Annotated in this window: 22 protein-coding genes; 18 read left to right on the forward strand and 4 right to left on the reverse strand. The window is 61.4% G+C overall.

Translation table 11 applies throughout. The features are described 5' to 3' along the window. Positions 1-7 precede the first annotated feature (7 nt). Positions 8-3,523: a pyruvate:ferredoxin (flavodoxin) oxidoreductase gene (nifJ, locus tag BWI76_RS18805; protein ID WP_064371580.1), complete on the reverse strand. Its 3,516-nt coding sequence runs from the start codon at positions 3,521-3,523 to the stop codon at positions 8-10. A gap of 404 nt (positions 3,524-3,927) precedes the next feature. Here nifJ and nifH point away from each other — a divergent pair, with 404 nt between their 5' ends. The 14 genes from nifH (at position 3,928) to nifM (ending at position 17,282) form a co-directional block, all read left to right on the forward strand. Then, positions 3,928-4,809 (forward strand): nitrogenase iron protein, encoded by an 882-nt coding sequence (gene nifH, locus BWI76_RS18810; protein ID WP_004122384.1) that lies wholly within the window; start codon positions 3,928-3,930, stop codon positions 4,807-4,809. A 16-nt stretch (positions 4,810-4,825) separates the two neighbouring features. After that, the gene (gene nifD, locus BWI76_RS18815) at positions 4,826-6,274 is read left to right on the forward strand and encodes a nitrogenase molybdenum-iron protein alpha chain (RefSeq protein WP_004138788.1); all 1,449 of its coding nucleotides are present in this window, start codon (positions 4,826-4,828) and stop codon (positions 6,272-6,274) included. Between the two features lie 55 nt (positions 6,275-6,329). After that, entirely contained in the window at positions 6,330-7,892 is a 1,563-nt protein-coding gene (nifK, locus tag BWI76_RS18820) for a nitrogenase molybdenum-iron protein subunit beta (protein ID WP_004138787.1), read from the forward strand. 39 nt (positions 7,893-7,931) lie between these two features. Next, positions 7,932-8,150 (forward strand): putative nitrogen fixation protein NifT, encoded by a 219-nt coding sequence (gene nifT, locus BWI76_RS18825; protein ID WP_004122392.1) that lies wholly within the window; start codon positions 7,932-7,934, stop codon positions 8,148-8,150. A gap of 10 nt (positions 8,151-8,160) precedes the next feature. After that, positions 8,161-8,823: a NifB/NifX family molybdenum-iron cluster-binding protein gene (locus BWI76_RS18830; RefSeq protein WP_024360007.1), complete on the forward strand. Its 663-nt coding sequence runs from the start codon at positions 8,161-8,163 to the stop codon at positions 8,821-8,823. 322 nt (positions 8,824-9,145) lie between these two features. Further along, a complete protein-coding gene (gene nifE, locus BWI76_RS18835; RefSeq protein WP_064371581.1) occupies positions 9,146-10,519 on the forward strand; it encodes a nitrogenase iron-molybdenum cofactor biosynthesis protein NifE in 1,374 nt (457 codons plus the stop codon). Between the two features lie 10 nt (positions 10,520-10,529). After that, entirely contained in the window at positions 10,530-11,915 is a 1,386-nt protein-coding gene (gene nifN / locus BWI76_RS18840; RefSeq protein ID WP_064371582.1) for a nitrogenase iron-molybdenum cofactor biosynthesis protein NifN, read from the forward strand. After that, complete coding sequence (locus BWI76_RS18845) at positions 11,902-12,372, forward strand: NifB/NifX family molybdenum-iron cluster-binding protein (protein ID WP_004122400.1); 471 nt, start codon at positions 11,902-11,904, stop codon at positions 12,370-12,372. Before nifN ends, BWI76_RS18845 begins: the two co-directional genes overlap by 14 nt. Positions 12,373-12,567: 195 nt before the next feature. Next, positions 12,568-13,392: a Fe-S cluster assembly protein NifU gene (nifU, locus tag BWI76_RS18850; protein ID WP_004138782.1), complete on the forward strand. Its 825-nt coding sequence runs from the start codon at positions 12,568-12,570 to the stop codon at positions 13,390-13,392. Between the two features lie 30 nt (positions 13,393-13,422). After that, on the forward strand, positions 13,423-14,625 hold the full coding sequence (gene nifS / locus BWI76_RS18855; protein ID WP_004138780.1) for a cysteine desulfurase NifS: 1,203 nt from the start codon (positions 13,423-13,425) through the stop codon (positions 14,623-14,625). Positions 14,626-14,639: 14 nt separating this feature from the next. Beyond that, a complete protein-coding gene (gene nifV, locus BWI76_RS18860) occupies positions 14,640-15,782 on the forward strand; it encodes a homocitrate synthase (RefSeq protein WP_004138778.1) in 1,143 nt (380 codons plus the stop codon). Then, positions 15,782-16,042, forward strand: coding sequence for a nitrogenase-stabilizing/protective protein NifW (locus BWI76_RS18865; RefSeq protein WP_004122407.1), 261 nt, complete (start codon positions 15,782-15,784; stop codon positions 16,040-16,042). The genes nifV and BWI76_RS18865 overlap by 1 nt, the downstream gene beginning before the upstream one ends. After that, positions 16,039-16,485: a nitrogen fixation protein NifZ gene (locus BWI76_RS18870; RefSeq protein ID WP_004138777.1), complete on the forward strand. Its 447-nt coding sequence runs from the start codon at positions 16,039-16,041 to the stop codon at positions 16,483-16,485. Before BWI76_RS18865 ends, BWI76_RS18870 begins: the two co-directional genes overlap by 4 nt. Further along, positions 16,482-17,282: a nitrogen fixation protein NifM gene (nifM, locus tag BWI76_RS18875; protein WP_004138776.1), complete on the forward strand. Its 801-nt coding sequence runs from the start codon at positions 16,482-16,484 to the stop codon at positions 17,280-17,282. The genes BWI76_RS18870 and nifM overlap by 4 nt, the downstream gene beginning before the upstream one ends. 23 nt (positions 17,283-17,305) lie before the next feature. Here nifM and BWI76_RS18880 read toward each other — a convergent pair whose 3' ends face one another. Further along, complete coding sequence (locus BWI76_RS18880) at positions 17,306-17,836, reverse strand: flavodoxin (protein WP_004138775.1); 531 nt, start codon at positions 17,834-17,836, stop codon at positions 17,306-17,308. 321 nt (positions 17,837-18,157) lie between these two features. On the opposite strand from BWI76_RS18880, the gene nifL reads away from it, so the two are divergent. The 4 genes from nifL to BWI76_RS18900 all read left to right on the forward strand — a co-directional run bounded on the left by nifL (position 18,158) and on the right by BWI76_RS18900 (position 23,290). After that, complete coding sequence (gene nifL, locus BWI76_RS18885) at positions 18,158-19,645, forward strand: nitrogen fixation negative regulator NifL (protein ID WP_004138774.1); 1,488 nt, start codon at positions 18,158-18,160, stop codon at positions 19,643-19,645. Beyond that, complete coding sequence (gene nifA, locus BWI76_RS18890; protein ID WP_004138773.1) at positions 19,642-21,216, forward strand: nif-specific transcriptional activator NifA; 1,575 nt, start codon at positions 19,642-19,644, stop codon at positions 21,214-21,216. Before nifL ends, nifA begins: the two co-directional genes overlap by 4 nt. A gap of 164 nt (positions 21,217-21,380) precedes the next feature. Continuing rightward, on the forward strand, positions 21,381-22,787 hold the full coding sequence (nifB, locus tag BWI76_RS18895; protein WP_064371583.1) for a nitrogenase cofactor biosynthesis protein NifB: 1,407 nt from the start codon (positions 21,381-21,383) through the stop codon (positions 22,785-22,787). After that, complete coding sequence (locus tag BWI76_RS18900; protein WP_004138772.1) at positions 22,787-23,290, forward strand: nitrogen fixation protein NifQ; 504 nt, start codon at positions 22,787-22,789, stop codon at positions 23,288-23,290. The genes nifB and BWI76_RS18900 overlap by 1 nt, the downstream gene beginning before the upstream one ends. A gap of 74 nt (positions 23,291-23,364) precedes the next feature. Here the strand turns inward: BWI76_RS18900 and BWI76_RS18905 are convergent, their stop codons facing one another. After that, positions 23,365-24,723: an APC family permease gene (locus BWI76_RS18905; RefSeq protein ID WP_004122426.1), complete on the reverse strand. Its 1,359-nt coding sequence runs from the start codon at positions 24,721-24,723 to the stop codon at positions 23,365-23,367. After that, on the reverse strand, positions 24,713-24,775 hold the full coding sequence (gene yoeI, locus BWI76_RS28795) for a membrane protein YoeI (RefSeq protein WP_096335043.1): 63 nt from the start codon (positions 24,773-24,775) through the stop codon (positions 24,713-24,715). The genes BWI76_RS18905 and yoeI overlap by 11 nt, the downstream gene beginning before the upstream one ends. Positions 24,776-24,851: the final 76 nt, after the last annotated feature.

Here is a 24,851-nt window from a genome sequence, read left to right on the forward strand (position 1 = left end):
AGGCCCGCTACTCCTCGCCGGCCAGCCGCCGATACTGGGCAAAGCGGGCCCGCGCGTCCTCCTCGGTTCGGCTAAAGAGCGCATCCGCCAGATGCGGCGTCGTTTTGTGCAGCGAGGCGTAGCGCACTTCGCCAAGCAAAAAGTCGCGGAAGCTCTCCTCCGGCTCTTCGGAATCGAGCATAAACGGCGTCTTACCTTCCGCTTCCCGCTGCGGATGATAGCGCCACAGGTGCCAGTATCCCGCCTCAACCGCCCGTTTCGCCTCGCGCTGGCTGCAGCGCATACCGGCTTTCAGCCCGTGGTTAATGCAGGCGGCGTAGGCAATCACCAGCGACGGTCCCGGCCAGGCTTCGGCCTCGGCGATCGCCCGTAGGGTCTGATCTTTATCAGCGCCCATCGCGACCTGGGCCACGTACACATTGCCGTAGCTCATCGCCATCATGCCGAGATCTTTTTTCCGCGTGCGTTTGCCCTGCGCGGCAAACTTCGCGATGGCCGCCACCGGGGTCGATTTAGACGACTGGCCGCCGGTATTGGAGTAAACCTCGGTGTCAAACACCAGAATATTGACGTCTTCCCCGCTCGCCAGCACGTGATCGAGACCGCCGAAGCCGATATCGTAGGCCCAGCCGTCGCCGCCGAAAATCCACTGCGAACGACGAACAAAATAGTCGCGGTTCTGCCACAGCTGCTCCAACAGCGGCACGCCCTCTTTTTCCGCCGCCAGCCGTTCGCTGAGCCGGTCCGCGCGCTCGCGGGTGCCCTCGCCTTCATCCTGCTTCGCCAGCCACTGGCGCATTGCGTCGCTAAGTTCGTCGCTGACCGGTAGCGCCAGCGCGGCGGTCATATCATCGGCGATTTGTTGACGCACCGCCTGGCCGCCGAGCATCATGCCGAGGCCAAACTCCGCATTATCCTCAAACAGCGAGTTCGCCCATGCCGGGCCATGGCCGCGGTGGTTGGTGGTATAGGGAATCGACGGCGCGCTGGCTCCCCAGATAGAAGAGCAGCCGGTGGCGTTAGCGATCAGCATCCGGTCGCCAAACAGCTGGGTTATCAGGCGGGCATAAGGCGTTTCACCGCATCCCGCGCAGGCGCCGGAAAACTCCAGCAGCGGGGTTTCAAACTGGCTGCCTTTGACCGTCGTCTTACGAAACGGATTGCTCTTCGGCGTCAGCGCCAGCGCATAGTCCCAGACCGGCGCCATCTGACGCTGGCTATCGAGAGACTGCATTTTTAACGCCTTGCCGCGCGCGGGACAGATATCCACGCAGTTGCCGCAGCCGGAACAATCCAGCGGCGAGATAGCCAGATGGTAGTGATACTCCTTCGCTCCCTGCGCGGGTTTGCTCAGCAGCCCAACCGGCGCGGCGTCATGCTCTTCGCCGTTGAGCAGCGCCGGGCGGATCGCCGCATGCGGGCAGATAAAGGCGCACTGGTTACACTGCGTGCAGCCCTCCGGCTGCCAGACCGGCACTTCCAGCGCGATCCCGCGTTTCTCCCACGCGGCGGTGCCCGAAGGAAAGGTCCCGTCCTCCATACCGACGAACGCGCTCACCGGCAGCTGGTCGCCGCACTGGCGGTTCATCGGCTGCAGAATATCGCGGATGAAATCCGGCATCATGGCTGATGCTTGCGCCGCGGGTTCATCCAGCGTCGCCCAGTGCGCCGGAATCGTCACCTGATGCAGCGAGGCCATGCCCAGCTCGATCGCCCGCTGGTTCATCTCAATCACCGCCGCCCCTTTGCTGCCGTAGCTTTTTTCAACCGCCTGCTTGAGGTAATCCGCCGCGGTCTGCGGGTCGATAATCGCCGCCAGCTTAAAGAACGCCGCCTGCATCAGCATATTAAAGCGCCCGCCCAGCCCGAGCTCGCGGGCGATATCCACGGCGTTCAGGGTATAAAAATGGATATTTTCCCGCGCCAGATAGCGTTTAAAGCCGACCGGCAGATGCTGCTCCAGCTCCGCATCGGACCAGCTGCAGTTGAGTAAAAAGGTCCCGCCCGGCTTTAATCCGTCCAGCAGATCGTAGCGCTCAACGTAGGACTGCTGCGAACAGGAGATAAAATCGGCCCGATGGATCAGGTAGGGCGAATTGATCGGCCGGTCGCCGAAGCGTAAATGTGAAACGGTAATGCCGCCGGATTTTTTCGAGTCATAAGAAAAGTAGGCCTGCGCGTAGAGCGGCGTTTTATCGCCGATAATTTTGATCGCGCTTTTATTGGCCCCGACGGTGCCGTCCGAGCCCATGCCCCAAAATTTACAGGCGGTGATGCCGTCATGCGAGACCGCCAGCGTCTGCTGGCGCGGCGGTAACGAAGTAAAGGTTACATCATCGACAATCCCGAGGGTAAACCCGTCCATCGGCAGCGGTTTATTGAGGTTATCAAAGACGGCCGCGATATCGTTGGGCAGAACATCCTTCCCGCCAAGCGCATAGCGGCCGCCGACGATTAGCGGCGCATCGTCGTGGTGGTAGAAGGCGTTTTTCACATCCAGGCACAGCGGTTCAGCCTGAGCGCCGGGCTCTTTGGTACGGTCAAGGACGGCAATCCGCTGCACGGTTTTCGGCAGCTGGGCGAAGAAGTGGGCCAGCGAAAAAGGGCGAAACAGATGCACGCTGAGCAGCCCGACCTTCTCTCCCGCCGCGTTCAGCGTATCCACCACTTCCTGAACGGTATCGCAGACCGATCCCATTGCGATAATCACCCGTTCGGCATCCGCCGCGCCGGTATAGTTAAACAGATGATACTCCCGGCCGGTGAGCGCGCTGATTTGCGTCATATAGCTTTCGACAATGTCGGGCAGCGCCTGATAAAAACGGTTGCCCGCCTCCCGCTCCTGGAAGTAGATATCCGGGTTCTGCGCCGTTCCGCGGATGACCGGATGATCCGGATGCAGCGCGTTACGGCGGAAGCTGTCGAGCGCGGGCCGGTCCAGCAGCGTCGCCAGCTGCTCATATTCCAACACCTCGATTTTTTGAATTTCGTGCGAGGTGCGAAAACCGTCGAAGAAGTTAACAAACGGGATGCGTCCCTTAATCGCCGCCAGATGCGCCACCGCCGACAAATCCATCACCTGCTGCACGTTGTTCTCCGCCAGCATCGCGCAGCCGGTCTGGCGGACCGCCATCACATCCTGGTGATCGCCAAAAATATTCAGCGAATTGGTCGCCAGCGCCCGGGCGCTGACGTGAAAGACGCCCGGCAGCAGTTCACCGGCGATTTTGTACATGTTGGGGATCATCAGCAGCAGCCCCTGGGAGGCCGTATAGGTGGTGGTGAGCGCCCCGGCCTGCAGCGCGCCGTGGACCGCGCCTGCCGCGCCGGCCTCCGACTGCATCTCCATTAAGCGCACCGGCTGGCCAAAAAGGTTCTTTTTCCCCTGCGCCGCCCACTCGTCGACGTTTTCCGCCATCGGCGTGGAGGGGGTTATGGGGTAAATCGCCGCGACCTCGGTAAAGGCATAAGAGATCCAGGCCGCCGCGGCGTTGCCATCCATTGTTTTCATTTTTCCGGACATTGTTCAATCCTCGAAGGTGAGAGGCATCTTCGCCGCCTCAAATAAGCGGCAAACCCAGTTGTTGCCTCAAGCACAGCCTGTGCCAGCTCGCGGATGACAGAAGAGTTAGCGCGAATTCAACGCGTTATGAAGAGAGTCGCCGCGCAGCGCGCCAAGAGATTGCGTGGAATAAGACACAGGGGGCGACAAGCTGTTGAACAGGCGACAAAGCGCCACCATGGCCCCGGCAGGCGCAATTGTTCTGTTTCCCACATTTGGTCGCCTTATTGTGCCGTTTTGTTTTACGTCCTGCGCGGCGACAAATAACTAACTTCATAAAAATCATAAGAATACATAAACAGGCACGGCTGGTATGTTCCCTGCACTTCTCTGCTGGCAAACACTCAACAACAGGAGAAGTCACCATGACCATGCGTCAATGCGCTATTTACGGTAAAGGCGGTATCGGTAAATCCACCACCACGCAGAACCTCGTCGCCGCGCTGGCGGAGATGGGTAAGAAAGTGATGATCGTCGGCTGCGATCCGAAGGCGGACTCCACCCGTCTGATTCTGCACGCCAAAGCACAGAACACCATTATGGAGATGGCCGCGGAAGTCGGCTCGGTCGAGGACCTCGAACTCGAAGACGTGCTGCAAATTGGCTACGGCGATGTGCGCTGCGCGGAATCCGGCGGCCCGGAGCCAGGCGTCGGCTGCGCGGGACGCGGCGTGATCACGGCGATCAACTTTCTTGAAGAAGAAGGCGCCTACGAGGACGATCTCGATTTCGTGTTCTATGACGTGCTCGGCGACGTGGTCTGCGGCGGCTTCGCCATGCCGATCCGCGAAAACAAAGCCCAGGAGATCTACATCGTCTGCTCCGGCGAAATGATGGCGATGTACGCGGCCAACAATATCTCCAAAGGGATCGTTAAATACGCCAAATCCGGCAAGGTGCGCCTCGGCGGCCTGATCTGTAACTCACGTCAGACCGACCGTGAAGACGAACTGATTATTGCCCTGGCGGAAAAGCTCGGTACCCAGATGATCCACTTTGTGCCCCGCGACAACATCGTGCAGCGCGCGGAGATCCGCCGCATGACGGTTATCGAGTACGACCCCGCCTGTAAACAGGCCAACGAATACCGCACCCTGGCGCAGAAGATCGTCAACAACACCATGAAAGTGGTGCCGACGCCCTGCACCATGGATGAGCTGGAATCGCTGCTGATGGAGTTCGGCATCATGGAAGAGGAAGACACCAGCATCATTGGCAAAACCGCCGCCGAAGAAAACGCGGCCTGAGCACAGGACAATTATGATGACCAACGCAACGGGCGAACGTAATCTGGCGCTGATCCAGGAAGTCCTGGAGGTGTTCCCGGAAACCGCGCGAAAAGAGCGCAGAAAGCACATGATGGTCAGCGATCCGGAAATGGAGAGCGTCGGCAAGTGCATTATCTCTAACCGCAAATCACAACCCGGCGTAATGACCGTACGCGGCTGCGCCTACGCCGGTTCCAAAGGGGTGGTATTTGGGCCGATTAAGGATATGGCCCATATTTCGCACGGACCGGTCGGCTGCGGCCAGTATTCCCGCGCCGGACGACGCAACTACTACACCGGAGTCAGCGGCGTCGATAGCTTCGGCACGCTGAACTTCACCTCTGATTTTCAGGAGCGCGACATCGTCTTCGGCGGCGATAAAAAGCTCAGCAAGCTGATTGAAGAGATGGAGTTGCTGTTCCCGCTCACCAAAGGGATCACCATTCAGTCGGAATGCCCGGTGGGGCTGATCGGTGATGATATCAGCGCGGTGGCCAACGCCAGCAGCAAGGCGCTGGATAAACCGGTGATCCCGGTACGCTGCGAAGGCTTTCGCGGCGTGTCGCAGTCTCTGGGGCACCATATCGCCAACGACGTGGTGCGCGACTGGATCCTGAACAATCGCGAAGGACAGCCGTTTGAAACCACCCCTTACGATGTGGCGATCATCGGCGACTACAACATCGGCGGCGACGCCTGGGCCTCGCGCATTCTGCTGGAAGAGATGGGGCTACGGGTAGTCGCGCAGTGGTCCGGCGACGGCACGCTGGTGGAGATGGAGAATACCCCATTCGTCAAGCTGAACCTGGTTCACTGCTACCGTTCGATGAACTATATCGCCCGCCATATGGAGGAGAAACATCAGATTCCGTGGATGGAGTACAACTTCTTCGGGCCGACCAAAATCGCCGAATCGCTGCGCAAAATCGCCGACCAGTTCGACGATACCATTCGCGCGAACGCCGAAGCGGTGATCGCCCGGTATGAGGGGCAGATGGCGGCGATTATCGCCAAATATCGCCCGCGCCTGGAGGGGCGTAAGGTGCTGCTCTATATGGGCGGCCTGCGGCCGCGCCACGTTATTGGCGCCTATGAGGATCTCGGGATGGAGATCATCGCCGCCGGCTACGAGTTTGCCCATAACGATGATTACGACCGCACCCTGCCGGATCTGAAAGAGGGCACGCTGCTGTTCGATGACGCCAGCAGCTACGAGCTGGAAGCGTTCGTCAAGGCGCTGAAGCCCGACCTTATCGGCTCCGGCATCAAGGAAAAATATATCTTCCAGAAAATGGGCGTGCCGTTCCGCCAGATGCACTCGTGGGACTATTCCGGCCCGTACCACGGCTACGATGGTTTCGCCATTTTCGCCCGCGATATGGATATGACCCTGAACAACCCGGCGTGGAACGAACTGACCGCTCCGTGGCTGAAGTCTGCGTGATTGCCCACTCACTGTCCCGTCTGTTCACCGATTTGTGGCGCGGGAGGAGAACACCATGAGCCAAACGATTGATAAAATTAATAGCTGTTATCCGCTATTCGAACAGGATGAATACCAGGAGCTGTTCCGCAATAAGCGGCAGCTGGAAGAGGCGCACGATGCGCAGCGCGTGCAGGAGGTCTTTGCCTGGACCACCACCGCCGAGTATGAAGCGCTGAATTTCCAGCGCGAGGCGCTGACCGTTGACCCGGCGAAAGCCTGCCAGCCGCTTGGCGCGGTGCTTTGCTCGCTGGGATTTGCCAACACCCTGCCGTATGTGCACGGCTCTCAGGGGTGCGTGGCCTACTTTCGCACCTATTTTAACCGCCATTTCAAAGAGCCGATCGCCTGCGTCTCCGACTCGATGACCGAAGACGCGGCGGTCTTCGGCGGCAACAACAATATGAACCTGGGCCTGCAGAACGCCAGCGCGCTGTACAAACCGGAGATCATTGCGGTGTCCACCACCTGCATGGCGGAAGTTATCGGCGATGACCTGCAGGCGTTTATCGCCAACGCTAAAAAAGATGGCTTCGTCGACAGCAGCATCGCCGTGCCCCACGCCCATACGCCAAGCTTTATCGGCAGCCACGTCACCGGCTGGGATAACATGTTTGAAGGCTTCGCCAAAACCTTCACTGCGGACTACCAGGGGCAGCCGGGCAAATTGCCGAAGCTCAATCTGGTGACCGGCTTTGAAACCTATCTCGGCAACTTCCGCGTATTAAAGCGGATGATGGAACAGATGGCGGTGCCGTGCAGCCTGCTCTCCGATCCGTCGGAAGTTCTCGACACGCCCGCCGACGGCCACTATCGGATGTATTCCGGCGGCACCACGCAGCAGGAGATGAAAGAGGCCCCTGACGCCATCGATACGCTGCTCCTGCAGCCGTGGCAGCTGCTGAAGAGCAAAAAAGTGGTGCAGGAGATGTGGAACCAGCCCGCCACCGAGGTCGCCATTCCGCTGGGGCTGGCCGCCACCGATGAACTGCTGATGACCGTCAGCCAGCTTAGCGGCAAGCCGATTGCCGACGCCCTCACCCTTGAGCGCGGCCGGCTGGTTGACATGATGCTCGACTCCCACACCTGGCTGCACGGCAAGAAGTTTGGCCTGTACGGCGATCCGGACTTCGTGATGGGCCTCACCCGCTTCCTGCTGGAGCTGGGCTGCGAGCCAACGGTGATCCTGAGCCATAACGCCAACAAACGCTGGCAAAAAGCGATGAACAAAATGCTCGATGCCTCGCCGTACGGGCGCGATAGCGAAGTGTTTATCAACTGCGATTTGTGGCACTTCCGTTCGCTGATGTTCACCCGTCAGCCGGACTTTATGATCGGCAACTCCTACGGCAAGTTTATCCAGCGCGATACCCTGGCGAAGGGTAAAGCCTTTGAAGTGCCGCTTATCCGCCTCGGCTTTCCGCTGTTCGACCGCCACCATCTGCACCGCCAGACAACCTGGGGTTATGAAGGGGCGATGAACATTGTGACGACGCTGGTGAACGCCGTGCTGGAGAAACTGGATAGCGATACCAGCCAGCTGGGCAAAACCGATTACAGCTTCGATCTCGTCCGTTAACCATCAGGTGCCCCGCGTCATGCGGGGCCAGGAGGGAGTATGCCCATCGTGATTTTCCGTGAGCGCGGCGCGGACCTGTACGCCTATATCGCGAAACAGGATCTGGAAGCGCGAGTGATCCAGATTGAGCATAACGACGCTGAACGCTGGGGCGGCGCGATTTCGCTGGAGGGGGGACGCCGCTACTACGTGCATCCGCAGCCGGGGCGTCCCGTCTTTCCGATAAGCCTGCGCGCGACGCGCAATACCTTGATATAAGGAGCTAGTGATGTCCGACAACGATACCCTATTCTGGCGTATGCTGGCGCTGTTTCAGTCTCTGCCGGACCTACAGCCGGCGCAAATCGTCGACTGGCTGGCGCAGGAGAGCGGCGAGACGCTGACGCCAGAGCGTCTGGCGACCCTGACCCAGCCGCAGCTGGCCGCCAGCTTTCCCTCCGCGACGGCGGTGATGTCCCCCGCTCGCTGGTCGCGGGTGATGGCGAGCCTGCAGGGCGCGCTGCCCGCCCATTTACGCATCGTTCGCCCTGCCCAGCGCACGCCGCAGCTGCTGGCGGCATTTTGCTCCCAGGATGGGCTGGTGATTAACGGCCATTTCGGCCAGGGACGACTGTTTTTTATCTACGCGTTCGATGAACAAGGCGGCTGGTTGTACGATCTGCGCCGCTATCCCTCCGCCCCCCACCAGCAGGAGGCCAACGAAGTGCGCGCCCGGCTTATTGAGGACTGTCAGCTGCTGTTTTGCCAGGAGATAGGCGGGCCCGCCGCCGCGCGGCTGATCCGCCATCGCATCCACCCGATGAAAGCGCAGCCCGGGACGACGATTCAGGCACAGTGCGAGGCGATCAATACGCTGCTGGCCGGCCGTTTGCCGCCGTGGCTGGCGAAGCGGCTTAACAGGGATAACCCTCTGGAAGAACGCGTTTTTTAATCCCTGTTTTGTGCTTGTTGCCCGCTGACCCCGCGGGCTTTTTTTCGCGTATGGACGCTCTTCCCCACGTTACGCTCAGGGGAATATTCCGTTCACGGTTGTTCCGGGCTTCTTGATGCGCCTAACCCCCTCGCTGCCAGCCTTTCATCAACAAATAGCCATCCCAGCGCGATAGGTCATAAAGCATCACATGCCGCCATCCCTTGTCCGATTGTTGGCTTTGTCGCAAAGCCAACAACCTCTTTTCTTTAAAAATCAAGGCTCCGCTTCTGGAGCGCGAATTGCATCTTCCCCCTCATCCCCCACCGTCAACGAGGTCACTATGAAGGGAAATGAAATTCTGGCGCTGCTGGATGAACCGGCCTGTGAACACAACCATAAACAAAAATCCGGCTGCAGCGCGCCCAAACCCGGCGCCACCGCCGGCGGCTGCGCGTTCGACGGCGCGCAGATAACCCTGCTGCCCATCGCCGACGTGGCGCATCTGGTCCACGGCCCCATCGGCTGCGCCGGAAGCTCATGGGATAACCGCGGCAGCGCCAGCTCCGGCCCCACCCTTAATCGGCTCGGGTTCACCACCGATCTCAACGAACAGGACGTGATTATGGGCCGCGGCGAACGCCGCTTGTTTCACGCCGTGCGCCATATCGTCACCCGCTATCATCCGGCGGCGGTCTTTATCTACAACACCTGCGTACCGGCCATGGAGGGCGATGACCTGGAAGCGGTATGCCAGGCCGCGCAGACCGCCACCGGCGTACCGGTTATCGCTATTGACGCCGCCGGTTTCTACGGCAGTAAAAATCTCGGTAACCGGCTGGCGGGCGACGTCATGGTCAAACGGGTCATCGGCCAGCGCGAGCCCGCCCCCTGGCCGGAGAGCACGCTCTTTGCCCCGGAGCAGCGTCACGATATTGGCCTGATTGGCGAATTCAATATTGCCGGCGAGTTCTGGCATATTCAGCCGCTGCTCGACGAACTGGGGATCCGCGTGCTCGGCAGCCTCTCCGGTGATGGCCGCTTCGCCGAGATCCAGACCATGCACCGGGCGCAGGCCAATATGCTGGTCTGCTCGCGGGCGTTAATTAACGTCGCCAGAGCCCTGGAGCAGCGCTACGGCACGCCGTGGTTCGAAGGCAGCTTTTACGGGATCCGCGCCACCTCTGACGCCCTGCGCCAGCTGGCGGCGCTGCTGGGCGACGACGACCTTCGCCAGCGCACCGAAGCGCTGATTGCGCGGGAGGAACAGGCGGCGGAACTGGCGCTACAGCCGTGGCGCGAACAGCTGCGCGGCCGCAAAGCGCTGCTCTATACCGGCGGGGTGAAATCCTGGTCGGTGGTATCGGCGCTGCAGGATTTGGGCATGACCGTGGTGGCAACCGGCACGCGTAAATCCACCGAAGAGGATAAACAGCGGATCCGCGAGCTGATGGGCGAAGAGGCGGTAATGCTGGAAGAGGGCAACGCCCGCACGCTGCTGGATGTGGTCTATCGCTATCAGGCCGACCTGATGATTGCCGGCGGACGCAATATGTACACCGCCTATAAAGCCAGGCTGCCGTTTCTCGATATCAATCAGGAGCGCGAACACGCCTTCGCTGGCTATCAGGGGATCGTCACCCTCGCCCGCCAGCTGTGTCAGACCATCAACAGCCCCATCTGGCCGCAAACCCATTCTCGCGCCCCGTGGCGCTAAGGAGCTCACCATGGCAGACATTTTCCGCACCGATAAGCCGCTGGCGGTCAGCCCCATCAAAACCGGCCAGCCGCTCGGCGCAATCCTCGCCAGCCTCGGGATCGAACACAGCATCCCTCTGGTCCACGGCGCGCAGGGGTGCAGCGCCTTCGCCAAAGTCTTTTTTATTCAACATTTCCACGACCCGGTTCCCCTGCAGTCGACGGCGATGGACCCCACGTCGACGATTATGGGCGCGGACGGCAATATTTTTACCGCCCTGGATACCCTCTGCCAGCGCAACAATCCGCAGGCTATCGTACTGCTCAGCACCGGGCTGTCGGAGGCCCAGGGCAGCGATATTTCCCGCGTGGTTCGCCAGTTTCGCGAAGAGTATCCCCGGCATAAGGGGGTGGCGATATTGACGGTTAACACGCCGGATTTTTATGGCTCCATGGAGAACGGCTTCAGCGCGGTGTTAGAGAGCGTCATTGAGCAGTGGGTGCCGCCGGCGCCGCGCCCGGCTCAGCGCAATCGCCGGGTCAATCTGCTGGTCAGCCATCTCTGTTCGCCGGGCGATATCGAGTGGCTGCGCCGATGCGTCGAAGCCTTTGGTCTGCAGCCGATAATCCTGCCGGACCTGGCGCAATCGATGGACGGCCACCTGGCGCAGGGCGATTTCTCGCCGCTGACCCAGGGCGGGACGCCGCTGCGCCAGATAGAGCAGATGGGGCAAAGCCTGTGCAGCTTCGCCATTGGCGTCTCCCTTCATCGCGCCTCATCGCTGCTGGCCCCGCGCTGCCGCGGCGAGGTTATCGCCCTGCCGCACCTGATGACCCTCGAACGCTGCGACGCCTTTATTCATCAACTGGCGAAAATTTCCGGACGCGCCGTTCCCGAGTGGCTGGAACGCCAGCGCGGCCAGCTACAGGATGCGATGATCGACTGCCATATGTGGCTCCAGGGCCAGCGCATGGCGATAGCGGCGGAAGGCGATTTGCTGGCGGCGTGGTGTGATTTCGCCAACAGCCAGGGGATGCAGCCCGGCCCGCTGGTGGCCCCTACCGGTCATCCCAGCCTGCGCCAGCTGCCGGTGGAACGGGTGGTGCCGGGGGATCTGGAGGATCTGCAAACCCTGCTGTGCGCGCATCCCGCCGACCTGCTGGTGGCGAACTCGCACGCCCGCGACCTGGCGGAGCAGTTTGCGCTGCCGCTGGTGCGCGCGGGTTTTCCGCTCTTTGACAAGCTCGGCGAATTCCGCCGGGTGCGACAGGGGTATAGCGGGATGCGCGATACGCTGTTTGAGCTGGCAAACCTGATACGCGAGCGTCACCACCACCTCGCCCACTACCGATCGCCGCTGCGCCAGAACCCCGAATCGTCACTCTCCACAGGAGGCGCTTATGCCGCCGATTAACCGTCAGTTTGATATGGTCCACTCCGATGAGTGGTCTATGAAGGTCGCCTTCGCCAGCTCCGACTATCGTCACGTCGATCAGCACTTCGGCGCTACCCCGCGGCTGGTGGTGTACGGCGTCAAGGCGGATCGGGTCACTCTCATCCGGGTGGTTGATTTCTCGGTCGAGAACGGCCACCAGACGGAGAAGATCGCCAGGCGGATCCACGCCCTGGAGGATTGCGTCACGCTGTTCTGCGTGGCGATTGGCGACGCGGTTTTTCGCCAGCTGTTGCAGGTGGGCGTGCGTGCCGAACGCGTTCCCGCCGACACCACCATCGTCGGCTTACTGCAGGAGATTCAGCTCTACTGGTACGACAAAGGGCAGCGCAAAAATACGCGCCAGCGCGACCCGGAGCGCTTTACCCGTCTGCTGCAGGAGCAGGAGTGGCATGGGGATCCGGACCCGCGCCGCTAGCCGTGTCGTTTCTGTGACAAAGCCCACAAAACATCGCGACACTGTAGGACGAACCTTGTCAGGACTAATACACAACCATTTGAAAAATATTAATTTTATTCTCTGGTATCGCAATTGCTAGTTCGTTATCGCCACCGCGCTTCCGCGGTGAACCGCGCCCCGGCGTTTTCCGTCAACATCCCTGGAGCTGACAGCATGTGGAATTACTCCGAGAAAGTGAAAGACCATTTTTTTAACCCCCGCAATGCGCGCGTGGTGGACAACGCCAACGCGGTAGGCGACGTCGGTTCGTTAAGCTGCGGCGACGCCCTGCGCCTGATGCTGCGCGTCGACCCGCAAAGCGAAATCATTGAGGAGGCGGGCTTCCAGACCTTCGGCTGCGGCAGCGCCATCGCCTCCTCCTCCGCGCTGACGGAGCTGATTATCGGCCATACCCTCGCCGAAGCCGGGCAGATAACCAATCAGCAGATTGCCGATTATCTCGACGGACTGCCGCCGGAGAAAATGCACTGCTCGGTGATGGGCCAGGAGGCCCTGCGCGCGGCCATCGCCAACTTTCGCGGCGAAAGCCTTGAAGAGGAGCACGACGAGGGCAAGCTGATCTGCAAATGCTTCGGCGTCGATGAAGGGCATATTCGCCGCGCGGTACAGAACAACGGGCTGACCACCCTTGCCGAGGTGATCAACTACACCAAAGCGGGCGGCGGCTGCACCTCTTGCCACGAAAAAATCGAGCTGGCCCTGGCGGAGATCCTCGCCCAGCAGCCGCAGACGACGCCAGCCGTGGCCAGCGGCAAAGATCCGCACTGGCAGAGCGTCGTCGATACCATCGCAGAACTGCGGCCGCATATTCAGGCCGACGGCGGCGATATGGCGCTACTCAGCGTCACCAACCACCAGGTGACCGTCAGCCTCTCCGGCAGCTGTAGCGGCTGCATGATGACCGATATGACCCTGGCCTGGCTGCAGCAAAAACTGATGGAACGTACCGGCTGTTATATGGAAGTGGTGGCGGCCTGAGCCGCGGTTAACTGACCCAAGGGGGACAAGATGAAACAGGTTTATCTCGATAACAACGCCACCACCCGTCTGGACCCGATGGTCCTGGAAGCGATGATGCCCTTTTTGACCGATTTTTACGGCAACCCCTCGTCGATACACGATTTTGGCATTCCGGCCCAGGCGGCTCTGGAACGCGCGCATCAGCAGGCTGCGGCGCTGCTGGGCGCGGAGTATCCCAGCGAGATCATCTTTACCTCCTGCGCCACCGAAGCCACCGCCACCGCCATCGCCTCGGCGATCGCCCTGCTGCCTGAGCGTCGCGAAATCATCACCAGCGTGGTCGAACATCCGGCGACGCTGGCGGCCTGCGAGCACCTGGAGCGCCAGGGCTACCGGATTCATCGCATCGCGGTGGATAGCGAGGGGGCGCTGGACATGGCGCAGTTCCGCGCGGCGCTCAGCCCGCGCGTCGCGTTGGTCAGCGTGATGTGGGCGAATAACGAAACCGGGGTGCTTTTCCCGATCGGCGAAATGGCGGAGCTGGCCCATGAACAAGGGGCGCTGTTTCACTGCGATGCGGTGCAGGTGGTCGGGAAAATACCGATCGCCGTGGGCCAGACCCGCATCGATATGCTCTCCTGCTCGGCGCATAAGTTCCACGGGCCAAAAGGCGTAGGCTGTCTTTATCTGCGGCGGGGAACGCGCTTTCGCCCGCTGCTGCGCGGCGGTCACCAGGAGTACGGTCGGCGAGCCGGGACAGAAAATATCTGCGGAATCGTCGGCATGGGCGCGGCCTGCGAGCTGGCGAATATTCATCTGCCGGGAATGACGCATATCGGCCAATTGCGCAACAGGCTGGAGCATCGCCTGCTGGCCAGCGTGCCGTCGGTCATGGTGATGGGCGGCGGCCAGCCGCGGGTGCCCGGCACGGTGAATCTGGCCTTTGAGTTTATTGAAGGTGAAGCCATTCTGCTGCTGTTAAACCAGGCCGGGATCGCCGCCTCCAGCGGCAGCGCCTGCACCTCAGGCTCGCTGGAACCCTCCCACGTGATGCGGGCGATGAATATCCCCTACACCGCCGCCCACGGCACCATCCGCTTTTCTCTCTCGCGCTACACCCGGGAGAAAGAGATCGATTACGTCGTCGCCACGCTGCCGCCGATTATCGACCGGCTGCGCGCGCTGTCGCCCTACTGGCAGAACGGCAAGCCGCGCCCGGCGGACGCCGTATTCACGCCGGTTTACGGCTAAGGCGGAGGTGGCTGATGGAACGCGTGCTGATTAACGATACCACCCTGCGCGACGGCGAGCAGAGCCCCGGCGTCGCCTTTCGCACCAGCGAAAAGGTCGCCATTGCCGAGGCGCTTTACGCCGCAGGAATAACGGCGATGGAGGTCGGCACCCCGGCGATGGGCGACGAGGAGATCGCGCGGATCCAGCTGGTGCGTCGCCAGCTGCCCGACGCGACCCTGATGACCTGGTGTCGGATGAACGCGCTGGAGATCCGCCAGAGCGCCGATCTGGGCATCGACTGGGTGGATATCTCGATTCCGGCTTCGGATAAGCTGCGGCAGTACAAACTGCGCGAGCCGCTGGCGGTGCTGCTGGAGCGGCTGGCGATGTTTATCCATCTTGCGCATACCCTCGGCCTGAAGGTATGCATCGGCTGCGAGGACGCCTCGCGGGCCAGCGGCCAGACCCTGCGCGCTATCGCCGAGGTCGCGCAGCAATGCGCCGCCGCCCGCCTGCGCTATGCCGATACGGTCGGCCTGCTCGACCCTTTTACCACCGCGGCGCAAATCTCGGCCCTGCGCGACGTCTGGTCCGGCGAAATCGAAATGCATGCCCATAACGATCTGGGTATGGCGACCGCCAATACGCTGGCGGCGGTAAGCGCCGGGGCCACCAGCGTGAATACGACGGTCCTCGGTCTCGGCGAGCGGGCGGGCAACGCGGCGCTGGAAACCGTCGCGCTGGGCCTTGAACGCTGCCTGGGCGTGGAGACCGGCGTGCATTTTTCGGCGCTGCCCGCGCTCTGTCAGAGGGTCGCGGAAGCCGCGCAGCGCGCCATCGACCCGCAGCAGCCGCTGGTCGGCGAGCTGGTGTTTACCCATGAGTCAGGTGTCCACGTGGCGGCGCTGCTGCGCGACAGCGAGAGCTACCAGTCCATCGCCCCTTCCCTGATGGGCCGCAGCTACCGGCTGGTGCTGGGCAAACACTCCGGGCGTCAGGCGGTCAACGGCGTTTTTGACCAGATGGGCTATCACCTCAACGCCGCGCAGATTAACCAGCTGCTGCCCGCCATCCGCCGCTTCGCCGAGAACTGGAAGCGCAGCCCGAAAGATTACGAGCTGGTGGCTATCTACGACGAGCTGTGCGGTGAATCCGCTCTGCGGGCGAGGGGGTAATGATGGAGTGGTTTTATCAAATTCCCGGCGTGGACGAACTTCGCTCCGCCGAATCTTTTTTTCAGTTTTTCGCCGTCCCCTATCAGCCCGAGCTGCTTGGCCGCTGCAGCCTGCCGGTGCTGGCAACGTTTCATCGCAAACTCCGCGCGGAGGTGCCGCTGCAAAACCGGCTCGAGGATAACGACCGCGCGCCCTGGCTGCTGGCGCGAAGACTGCTCGCGGAGAGCTATCAGCAACAGTTTCAGGAGAGCGGAACATGAGACCGAAATTCACCTTTAGCGAAGAGGTCCGCGTCGTACGCGCGATTCGTAACGACGGCACCGTGGCGGGCTTCGCGCCCGGCGCGCTGCTGGTCAGGCGCGGCAGCACCGGCTTTGTGCGCGACTGGGGCGTTTTTTTGCAAGATCAGATTATCTACCAGATCCACTTTCCGGAAACCGATCGGATCATCGGCTGCCGCGAGCAGGAGCTGATCCCCATCACCCAGCCGTGGCTGGCCGGAAATTTGCAATACAGGGATAGCGTGACCTGCCAGATGGCGCTCGCGGTCAACGGCGATGTGGTCGTGAGCGCCGGCCAGCGGGGACGCGTTGAGGCTACCGATCGGGGAGAGCTCGGCGACAGCTACACCGTCGACTTTAGCGGCCGCTGGTTCAGGGTCCCGGTGCAGGCCATCGCCCTTATAGAGGAAAGAGAAGAATGAACCCATGGCAACGTTTTGCCCGGCAGCGGCTGGCGCGCAGCCGCTGGAATCGCGATCCGGCGGCCCTGGATCCGGCCGATACGCCGGCTTTTGAACAGGCCTGGCAACGCCAGTGCCATATGGAGCAGACGATCGTCGCGCGGGTCCCTGAAGGCGATATTCCGGCGGCGTTGCTGGAGAATATCGCTGCCTCCCTTGCCATCTGGCTCGACGAGGGGGATTTTGCGCCGCCCGAGCGCGCTGCCATCGTGCGCCATCACGCCCGGCTGGAACTCGCCTTCGCCGATATCGCCCGCCAGGCGCCGCAGCCGGATCTCTCCACGGTACAGGCATGGTATCTGCGCCACCAGACGCAGTTTATGCGCCCGGAACAGCGTCTGACCCGCCATTTACTGCTGACGGTCGATAACGACCGCGAAGCCGTGCACCAGCGGATCCTCGGCCTGTATCGGCAAATCAACGCCTCGCGGGACGCTTTCGCGCCGCTGGCCCAGCGCCATTCCCACTGCCCGAGCGCGCTGGAAGAGGGTCGTTTAGGCTGGATTAGCCGTGGCCTGCTCTATCCGCAGCTCGAGACCGCGCTGTTTTCACTGGCGGAAAACGCGCTAAGCCTTCCCATCGCCAGCGAACTGGGCTGGCATCTTTTATGGTGCGAAGCGATTCGCCCCGCCGCGCCCATGGAGCCGCAGCAGGCGCTGGAGAGCGCGCGCGATTATCTTTGGCAGCAGAGCCAGCAGCGCCATCAGCGCCAGTGGCTGGAACAGATGATTTCCCGTCAGCCGGGACTGTGCGGGTAGCCTCGGCGGCTACCCGTTAACGCCTACAGCACGGTGCGTTTAATCTCCTCAAGCCAGCTCGCCAGACGCGCTTCGGTCTGGTCGAACTGGTTATCCTGATCCAGCACCAGCCCAACAAAGCGGTCGCCTTCCAGCGCCGAGGACGCGCTGAATTCATAACCCTCATTTGGCCAGCTGCCAATCATCTGCGCGCCGCGCGCGCTCAGGGCGTCGAACAGCGGGCGCATCCCGCTGACGAAGTTGTCCGGATAGCCTCTCTGATCGCCGAGGCCGAACAGCGCCACGGTTTTCCCTTTCAGGCTGGCGTCGTCGAGGCCGCTGATAAATTCGCTCCATGACTCGCTTTCGCATCCGGCCTCCAGCCCCGGCAGCTGGCCGTCGCCGAGCGTCGGCGTGCCCAGCAGCAGCACCGGATAGGCCATAAAGTCGTCCAGCGTCGTGCGGTTAATGTTGACCGGGGCATCCGCCAGCTCGCCCAGTTGCTTATGGATCATTTTCGCGATTTTGCGGGTTTTACCGGTATCGGTGCCAAAGAAAATACCAATGTTCGCCATGTTGCGCTCCTGTCGGAAAAGGGGGTTGAAAATACGCGTTCTCGCAGGGGTATTGCGAAGGCTGTGCCAGGTTGCTTTGCACTACCGCGGCCCATCCCTGCCCCAAAACGATCGCTTCAGCCCTCTCCCGCCGCGCGCGGCGGGGCTGGCGGGGCGCTTAAAATGCAAAAAGCGCCTGCTTTTCCCCTACCGGATCAATGTTTCTGCACATCACGCCGATAAGGGCGCACGGTTTGCATGGTTATCACCGTTCGGAAAACACCGCGGCGTCCCTGTCACGGTGTCGGACAAATTGTCATAACTGCGACACAGGAGTTTGCGATGACCCTGAATATGATGCTCGATAACGCCGTACCCGAGGCGATTGCCGGTGCGCTGACTCAACAACATCCGGGGCTGTTTTTTACAATGGTCGAACAGGCATCGGTAGCGATTTCCCTCACCGATGCCCGGGCGAATATTATCTACGCCAACCCGGCGTTTTGCCGCCAGACTGGATACTCGCTGGCGCAATTGCTCAATCAAAACCCGCGCCTGCTGGCCAGCAGCCAGACGCCGCGCGAGATCTACCAGGAGATGTGGCAAACCCTGCTCCAGCGCCAGCCGTGGCGCGGTCAGCTAATTAATCAGCGCCGCGACGGCGGCCTGTATCTGGTAGATATCGATATCACGCCGGTGCTGAATCCGCAGGGCGAGCTGGAGCATTATCTGGCGATGCAGCGGGATATCAGCGTCAGCTATACCCTGGAACAGCGGCTGCGCAATCATATGACGCTAATGGAAGCGGTGCTCAATAACATCCCCGCCGCCGTGGTCGTGGTCGATGAGCAGGATCGGGTGGTGATGGATAATCTCGCCTACAAAACGTTCTGCGCGGACTGCGGCGGGAAAGAGCTGCTGGTCGAGCTCCAGGTTTCCCCGCGCAAAATGGGGCCCGGCGCGGAGCAAATCCTGCCGGTGGTGGTTCGCGGCGCGGTCCGCTGGCTGTCGGTAACCTGCTGGGCGCTGCCCGGCGTGAGTGAAGAAGCCAGCCGCTACTTCGTCGACAGCGCCCCGGCGCGCACGCTGATGGTGATCGCCGACTGTACCCAGCAGCGCCAGCAGCAGGAGCAGGGCCGGCTCGACCGTCTGAAACAGCAAATGACCGCCGGTAAGCTGCTGGCCGCGATTCGCGAGTCGCTGGACGCGGCGCTGATTCAGCTTAATTGCCCAATCAATATGCTGGCGGCGGCCCGCCGGCTGAACGGCGAAGGCAGCGGCAACGTGGCGCTGGACGCGGCGTGGCGCGAAGGTGAAGAGGCCATGGCGCGCCTGCAGCGCTGCCGCCCTTCTCTTGAGCTGGAAAGCAATGCCGTCTGGCCGCTTCAGCCCTTTTTTGACGACCTGTACGCCCTCTACCGCACCCGCTTTGACGATCGCGCGCGGCTGCAGGTGGACATGGCATCGCCGCATCTGGTCGGCTTCGGCCAGCGTACCCAGCTGCTGGCCTGCTTGAGTTTATGGCTCGACCGGACGCTGGCCCTCGCCGCCGAGCTGCCCTCCGTACCGCTGGAGATCGAGCTTTACGCCGAAGAGGACGAGGGCTGGCTCTCTTTGTATCTCAACGACAATGTCCCGCTGCTGCAGGTGCGCTACGCCCACTCCCCCGATGCCCTAAACTCTCCCGGCAAAGGGATGGAGCTGCGGCTGATCCAAACGCTGGTCGCCTACCACCGCGGCGCGATTGAACTGGCTTCGCGACCGCAGGGAGGCACCAGCCTGGTTCTGCGTTTCCCGCTCTTTAATACCCTGACCGGAGGTGAGCAATGATCCATAAATCCGATTCGGACACCACCGTCAGACGTTTCGATCTCTCCCAGCAGTTTACCGCCATGCAGCGGATAAGCGTGGTCCTGAGTCGCGCCACCGAAGCGAGCAAAACCCTGCAGGAGGTTCTGAGCGTGCTACATAACGATGCCTTTATGCAGCACGGGATGATTTGCCTGTACGACAGCCAGCAGGAGATCCTGAGCATCGAAGCGCTGCAGCAAACGGAAGATCAGACGCTGCCCGGCAGTACGCAAATTCGCTACCGGCCGGGGGAAGGATTAGTCGGTACCGTGCTGGCGCAGGGCCAGTCGCTGGTGCTGCCGCGCGTCGCCGACGACCAGCGTTTTCTCGATCGTCTGAGCCTGTACGACTATGACCTGCCGTTTATCGCCGTTCCGCTGATGGGCCCCCACTCCCGGCCCATCGGCGTACTGGCGGCGCAGCCGATGGCGCGTCAGGAAGAGCGGCTGCCCGCCTGCACGCGCTTTCTCGAAACCGTCGCCAATCTGATCGCCCAGACGATTCGCCTGATGATCCTGCCAACCTCCGCCGCGCAGGCGCCGCAGCAGAGCCCCAGAATAGAGCGCCCGCGCGCCTGTACCCCTTCGCGCGGTTTCGGCCTGGAAAATATGGTCGGTAAAAGCCCGGCGATGCGGCAGATTATGGATATTATTCGTCAGGTTTCCCGCTGGGATACCACGGTGCTGGTACGCGGCGAGAGCGGCACCGGGAAAGAGCTCATCGCCAACGCCATCCACCATAATTCTCCGCGCGCCGCCGCGGCGTTCGTCAAATTTAACTGCGCGGCGCTGCCGGACAACCTGCTGGAGAGCGAGCTGTTTGGTCATGAGAAAGGCGCGTTTACCGGCGCGGTGCGCCAGCGGAAAGGCCGCTTTGAGCTGGCGGACGGCGGCACCTTATTCCTCGATGAGATCGGCGAAAGCAGCGCCTCGTTTCAGGCTAAGCTACTGCGTATTCTGCAAGAGGGGGAGATGGAGCGCGTCGGCGGCGACGAAACCCTGCGGGTCAACGTGCGCATTATCGCGGCGACCAACCGCCATCTGGAAGAGGAGGTGCGGCTGGGTCATTTCCGCGAGGATCTATACTACCGCCTGAACGTAATGCCTATCGCGCTGCCGCCGCTGCGCGAGCGCCAGGAGGATATCGCCGAGCTGGCGCACTTTCTGGTGCGAAAAATCGCCCACAGCCAGGGGCGAACGCTGCGCATCAGCGATGGGGCGATTCGCCTGCTGATGGAGTACAGCTGGCCGGGAAACGTGCGCGAACTGGAAAACTGTCTCGAACGTTCGGCGGTGCTGTCGGAAAGCGGCCTGATAGACCGGGACGTGATTCTGTTCAACCATCGCGATAACCCGCCGAAAGCGCTCGCCAGCAGCGGCCCGGCGGAGGACGGCTGGCTCGATAACAGCCTCGACGAGCGCCAGCGGCTGATCGCCGCCCTGGAAAAAGCGGGCTGGGTGCAGGCCAAAGCGGCGCGGCTGCTCGGCATGACCCCGCGCCAGGTGGCGTATCGCATTCAGATTATGGATATCACCATGCCGCGACTGTGAAGCCTTATGTGAGATTCAGGACATTGTCGCCAGCGCGGCGGAATTGCGACAATTCAGGGACGCGGGTTGCCGGTTAAAAAGTCTACTTTTCATGCGGTTGCGAAATTAACCTCTGGTACAGCATTTGCAGCAGGAAGGTATCGCCCAACCACGAAGGTACGACCATGACTTCCTGCTCCTCTTTTTCTGGCGGCAAAGCCTGCCGCCCGGCGGATGACAGCGCATTGACGCCGCTTGTGGCCGATAAAGCTGCCGCGCACCCCTGCTACTCTCGCCATGGGCATCACCGTTTCGCGCGGATGCATCTGCCCGTCGCGCCCGCCTGCAATTTGCAGTGCAACTACTGTAATCGCAAATTCGATTGCAGCAACGAGTCCCGCCCCGGGGTATCGTCAACGCTGCTGACGCCTGAACAGGCGGTCGTGAAAGTGCGTCAGGTCGCGCAGGCGATCCCGCAGCTTTCGGTGGTGGGCATCGCCGGGCCCGGCGATCCGCTCGCCAATATCGCCCGCACCTTTCGCACCCTGGAGCTGATCCGCGAACAGCTGCCGGACCTGAAATTATGCCTGTCGACCAACGGACTGATGCTGCCTGACGCGGTGGACCGCCTGCTGGATGTCGGCGTTGACCACGTCACGGTCACCATTAACACCCTCGACGCGGAGATTGCCGCGCAAATCTACGCCTGGCTATGGCTGGACGGCGAACGCTACAGCGGGCGCGAAGCGGGAGAGATCCTGATTGCCCGTCAGCTTGAGGGCGTACGCAGGCTGACCGCCAAAGGCGTGCTGGTGAAAATAAATTCGGTGCTGATCCCCGGTATCAACGATAGCGGCATGGCCGACGTGAGCCGCGCGCTGCGGGCCAGCGGCGCGTTTATCCATAATATTATGCCGCTGATCGCCAGGCCGGAGCACGGCACGGTGTTTGGCCTCAACGGCCAGCCGGAGCCGGACGCCGAGACGCTCGCCGCCACCCGCAGCCGGTGCGGCGAAGTGATGCCGCAGATGACCCACTGCCACCAGTGTCGCGCCGACGCCATTGGGATGCTCGGCGAAGACCGCAGCCAGCAGTTTACCCAGCTTCCGGCGCCAGAGAGTCTCCCGGCCTGGCTGCCGATCCTCCACCAGCGCGCGCAGCTGCACGCCAGCATTGCGACCCGCGGCGAATCTGAAGCCGATGACGCCTGCCTGGTCGCCGTGGCGTCAAGCCGCGGGGACGTCATTGATTGTCACTTTGGTCACGCCGACCGGTTCTACATTTACAGCCTCTCGGCCGCCGGTATGGTGCTGGTCAACGAGCGCTTTACGCCCAAATATTGTCAGGGGCGCGATGACTGCGAGCCGCAGGATAACGCAGCCCGGTTTGCGGCGATCCTCGAACTGCTGGCGGACGTTAAAGCCGTATTCTGCGTGCGTATCGGCCATACGCCGTGGCAACAGCTGGAACAGGAAGGCATTGAACCCTGCGTTGACGGCGCGTGGCGGCCGGTCTCCGAAGTGCTGCCCGCGTGGTGGCAACAGCGTCGGGGGAGCTGGCCTGCCGCGTTGCCGCATAAGGGGGTCGCCTGATGCCGCCGCTCGACTGGTTGCGGCGCTTATGGCTGCTGTACCACGCGGGGAAAGGCAGCTTTCCGCTGCGCATGGGGCTTAGCCCGCGCGATTGGCAGGCGCTGCGGCGGCGCCTGGGCGAGGTGGAAACGCCGCTCGACGGCGAGACGCTCACCCGTCGCCGCCTGATGGCGGAGCTCAACGCCACCCGCGAAGAGGAGCGCCAGCAGCTGGGCGCCTGGCTGGCGGGCTGGATGCAGCAGGATGCCGGGCCGATGGCGCAGATTATCGCCGAGGTTTCGCTGGCGTTTAACCATCTCTGGCAGGATCTTGGTCTGGCATCGCGCGCCGAATTGCGCCTGCTGATGAGCGACTGCTTTCCACAGCTGGTGGTGATGAACGAACACAATATGCGCTGGAAAAAGTTCTTTTATCGTCAGCGCTGTTTGCTGCAACAGGGGGAAGTTATCTGCCGTTCGCCAAGCTGCGACGAGTGCTGGGAACGCAGCGCCTGTTTTGAGTAGCCGTTTCCCGAAGGGGGCGCTGCAAACAAAAAAGCCGGAGGTTTCCCTCCGGCTTTTCACATCATCAAATGTGATTATGCGACGTCTTCGTACTGCGGCACCGGGTTGCGGAAGCTTTTGGTCACGCAGGCCAGGTAGACCAGACCAATACCGCCCCAGATCAGGCCGAGAACCATGGAGCTCTCTTCGAGGTTAATCCACAGTGCGCCGACGGTCAGCGCGCCGCAGACCGGCAGAATCAGATAGTTGAAGTGGTCTTTCAGCGTTTTGTTGCGCTTTTCACGGATCCAGAACTGGGAGATCACCGACAGGTTAACGAAGGTGAACGCCACCAGCGCGCCGAAGTTAATCAGCGCCGTCGCCGTGACGAGGTCGAATTTAATCGCCAGCAGCGCGATCGCGCCAACCAGCAGCACGTTCCATGCCGGAGTACGCCATTTCGGATGCACGTAGCCGAAGAAACGCGTCGGGAACACGCCGTCGCGGCCCATCACGTACATCAGACGGGAAACGCCCGCATGCGCGGCCATGCCGGATGCCAGTACGGTAACGCTGGAGAAAATCAGCACGCCCCACTGGAAGGTTTTGCCCGCCACGTACAGCATGATTTCAGGCTGCGAGGCGTCCGGATCTTTAAAGCGCGAGATGTCCGGGAAGTACAGCTGCAGGAAGTAGGAAGCGCCGATAAAGATCAGGCCGCCAATCAGCGCGGTCAGGAAGATAGCCTTCGGGATCACGCGCTCCGCGTCTTTGGTCTCTTCAGACAGCGAAGAGATGCCGTCGAAGCCGAGGAACGAGAAGCACAGGATGGTCGCGCCGGTAATCATCGGCACCACGTGCGCGCCTTCAGACCAGAATGGACGGGTGCTGGTCAGCGTGCCCGCGCCTTCGCCGTGCATAACGCCGTAGATAATCAGGCCAACAATCACCGCCACGATACCCATCTGCAGGATAACGATCAGGGTATTGAAGTTCGCCACGGTCTTGATGCTGCGCAGGTTGGAGATGGTCATAAAGGCCACCAGCGCGACAACGAAGATCCACGAAGGAATAGAAGGCACCAGCGCTTCAAAATAAATTTTGGCCAGCAGAATGTTGATCATCGGCATGAACAGGTAGTCCAGCAGCGATGACCAGCCCACCATAAAGCCGACGGCCGGGCTAATGGATTTCTGCGCGTAGGTATAGGCGGAACCCGCCGACGGGAAACGGCGAACCAGTTTACCGTAGCTCAGCGCCGTGAAGAGAATGGCGATCAGCGCGAAGGCGTAAGCCGTCGCTACGTGACCATCAGTCAATCCAGAGACGATACCAAACGTATCGAACAGCGTCATCGGCTGCATATAGGCCAGGCCCATCATGACAACCGGAATCAACGTAAGCGTTTTACGTAATTCCACGCGAGAGGTTTTTGGAGTAGCGTTATGCGACATAGTTATCCCCTTTTACGGTGAACGCCAGCGCGTAAGCAAAAAATTGCCCCATTTCTTTGTATTCCTCAGCGACAACCACTGTCGGTTTTTAGTAAATATCTATCCGGTACGAAGCCCGGCCTCTTGGT

This window comes from Klebsiella sp. M5al, assembly GCF_002090195.1.
In the GTDB taxonomy this organism is placed as follows: Bacteria; Pseudomonadota; Gammaproteobacteria; order Enterobacterales; family Enterobacteriaceae; genus Klebsiella; species Klebsiella grimontii.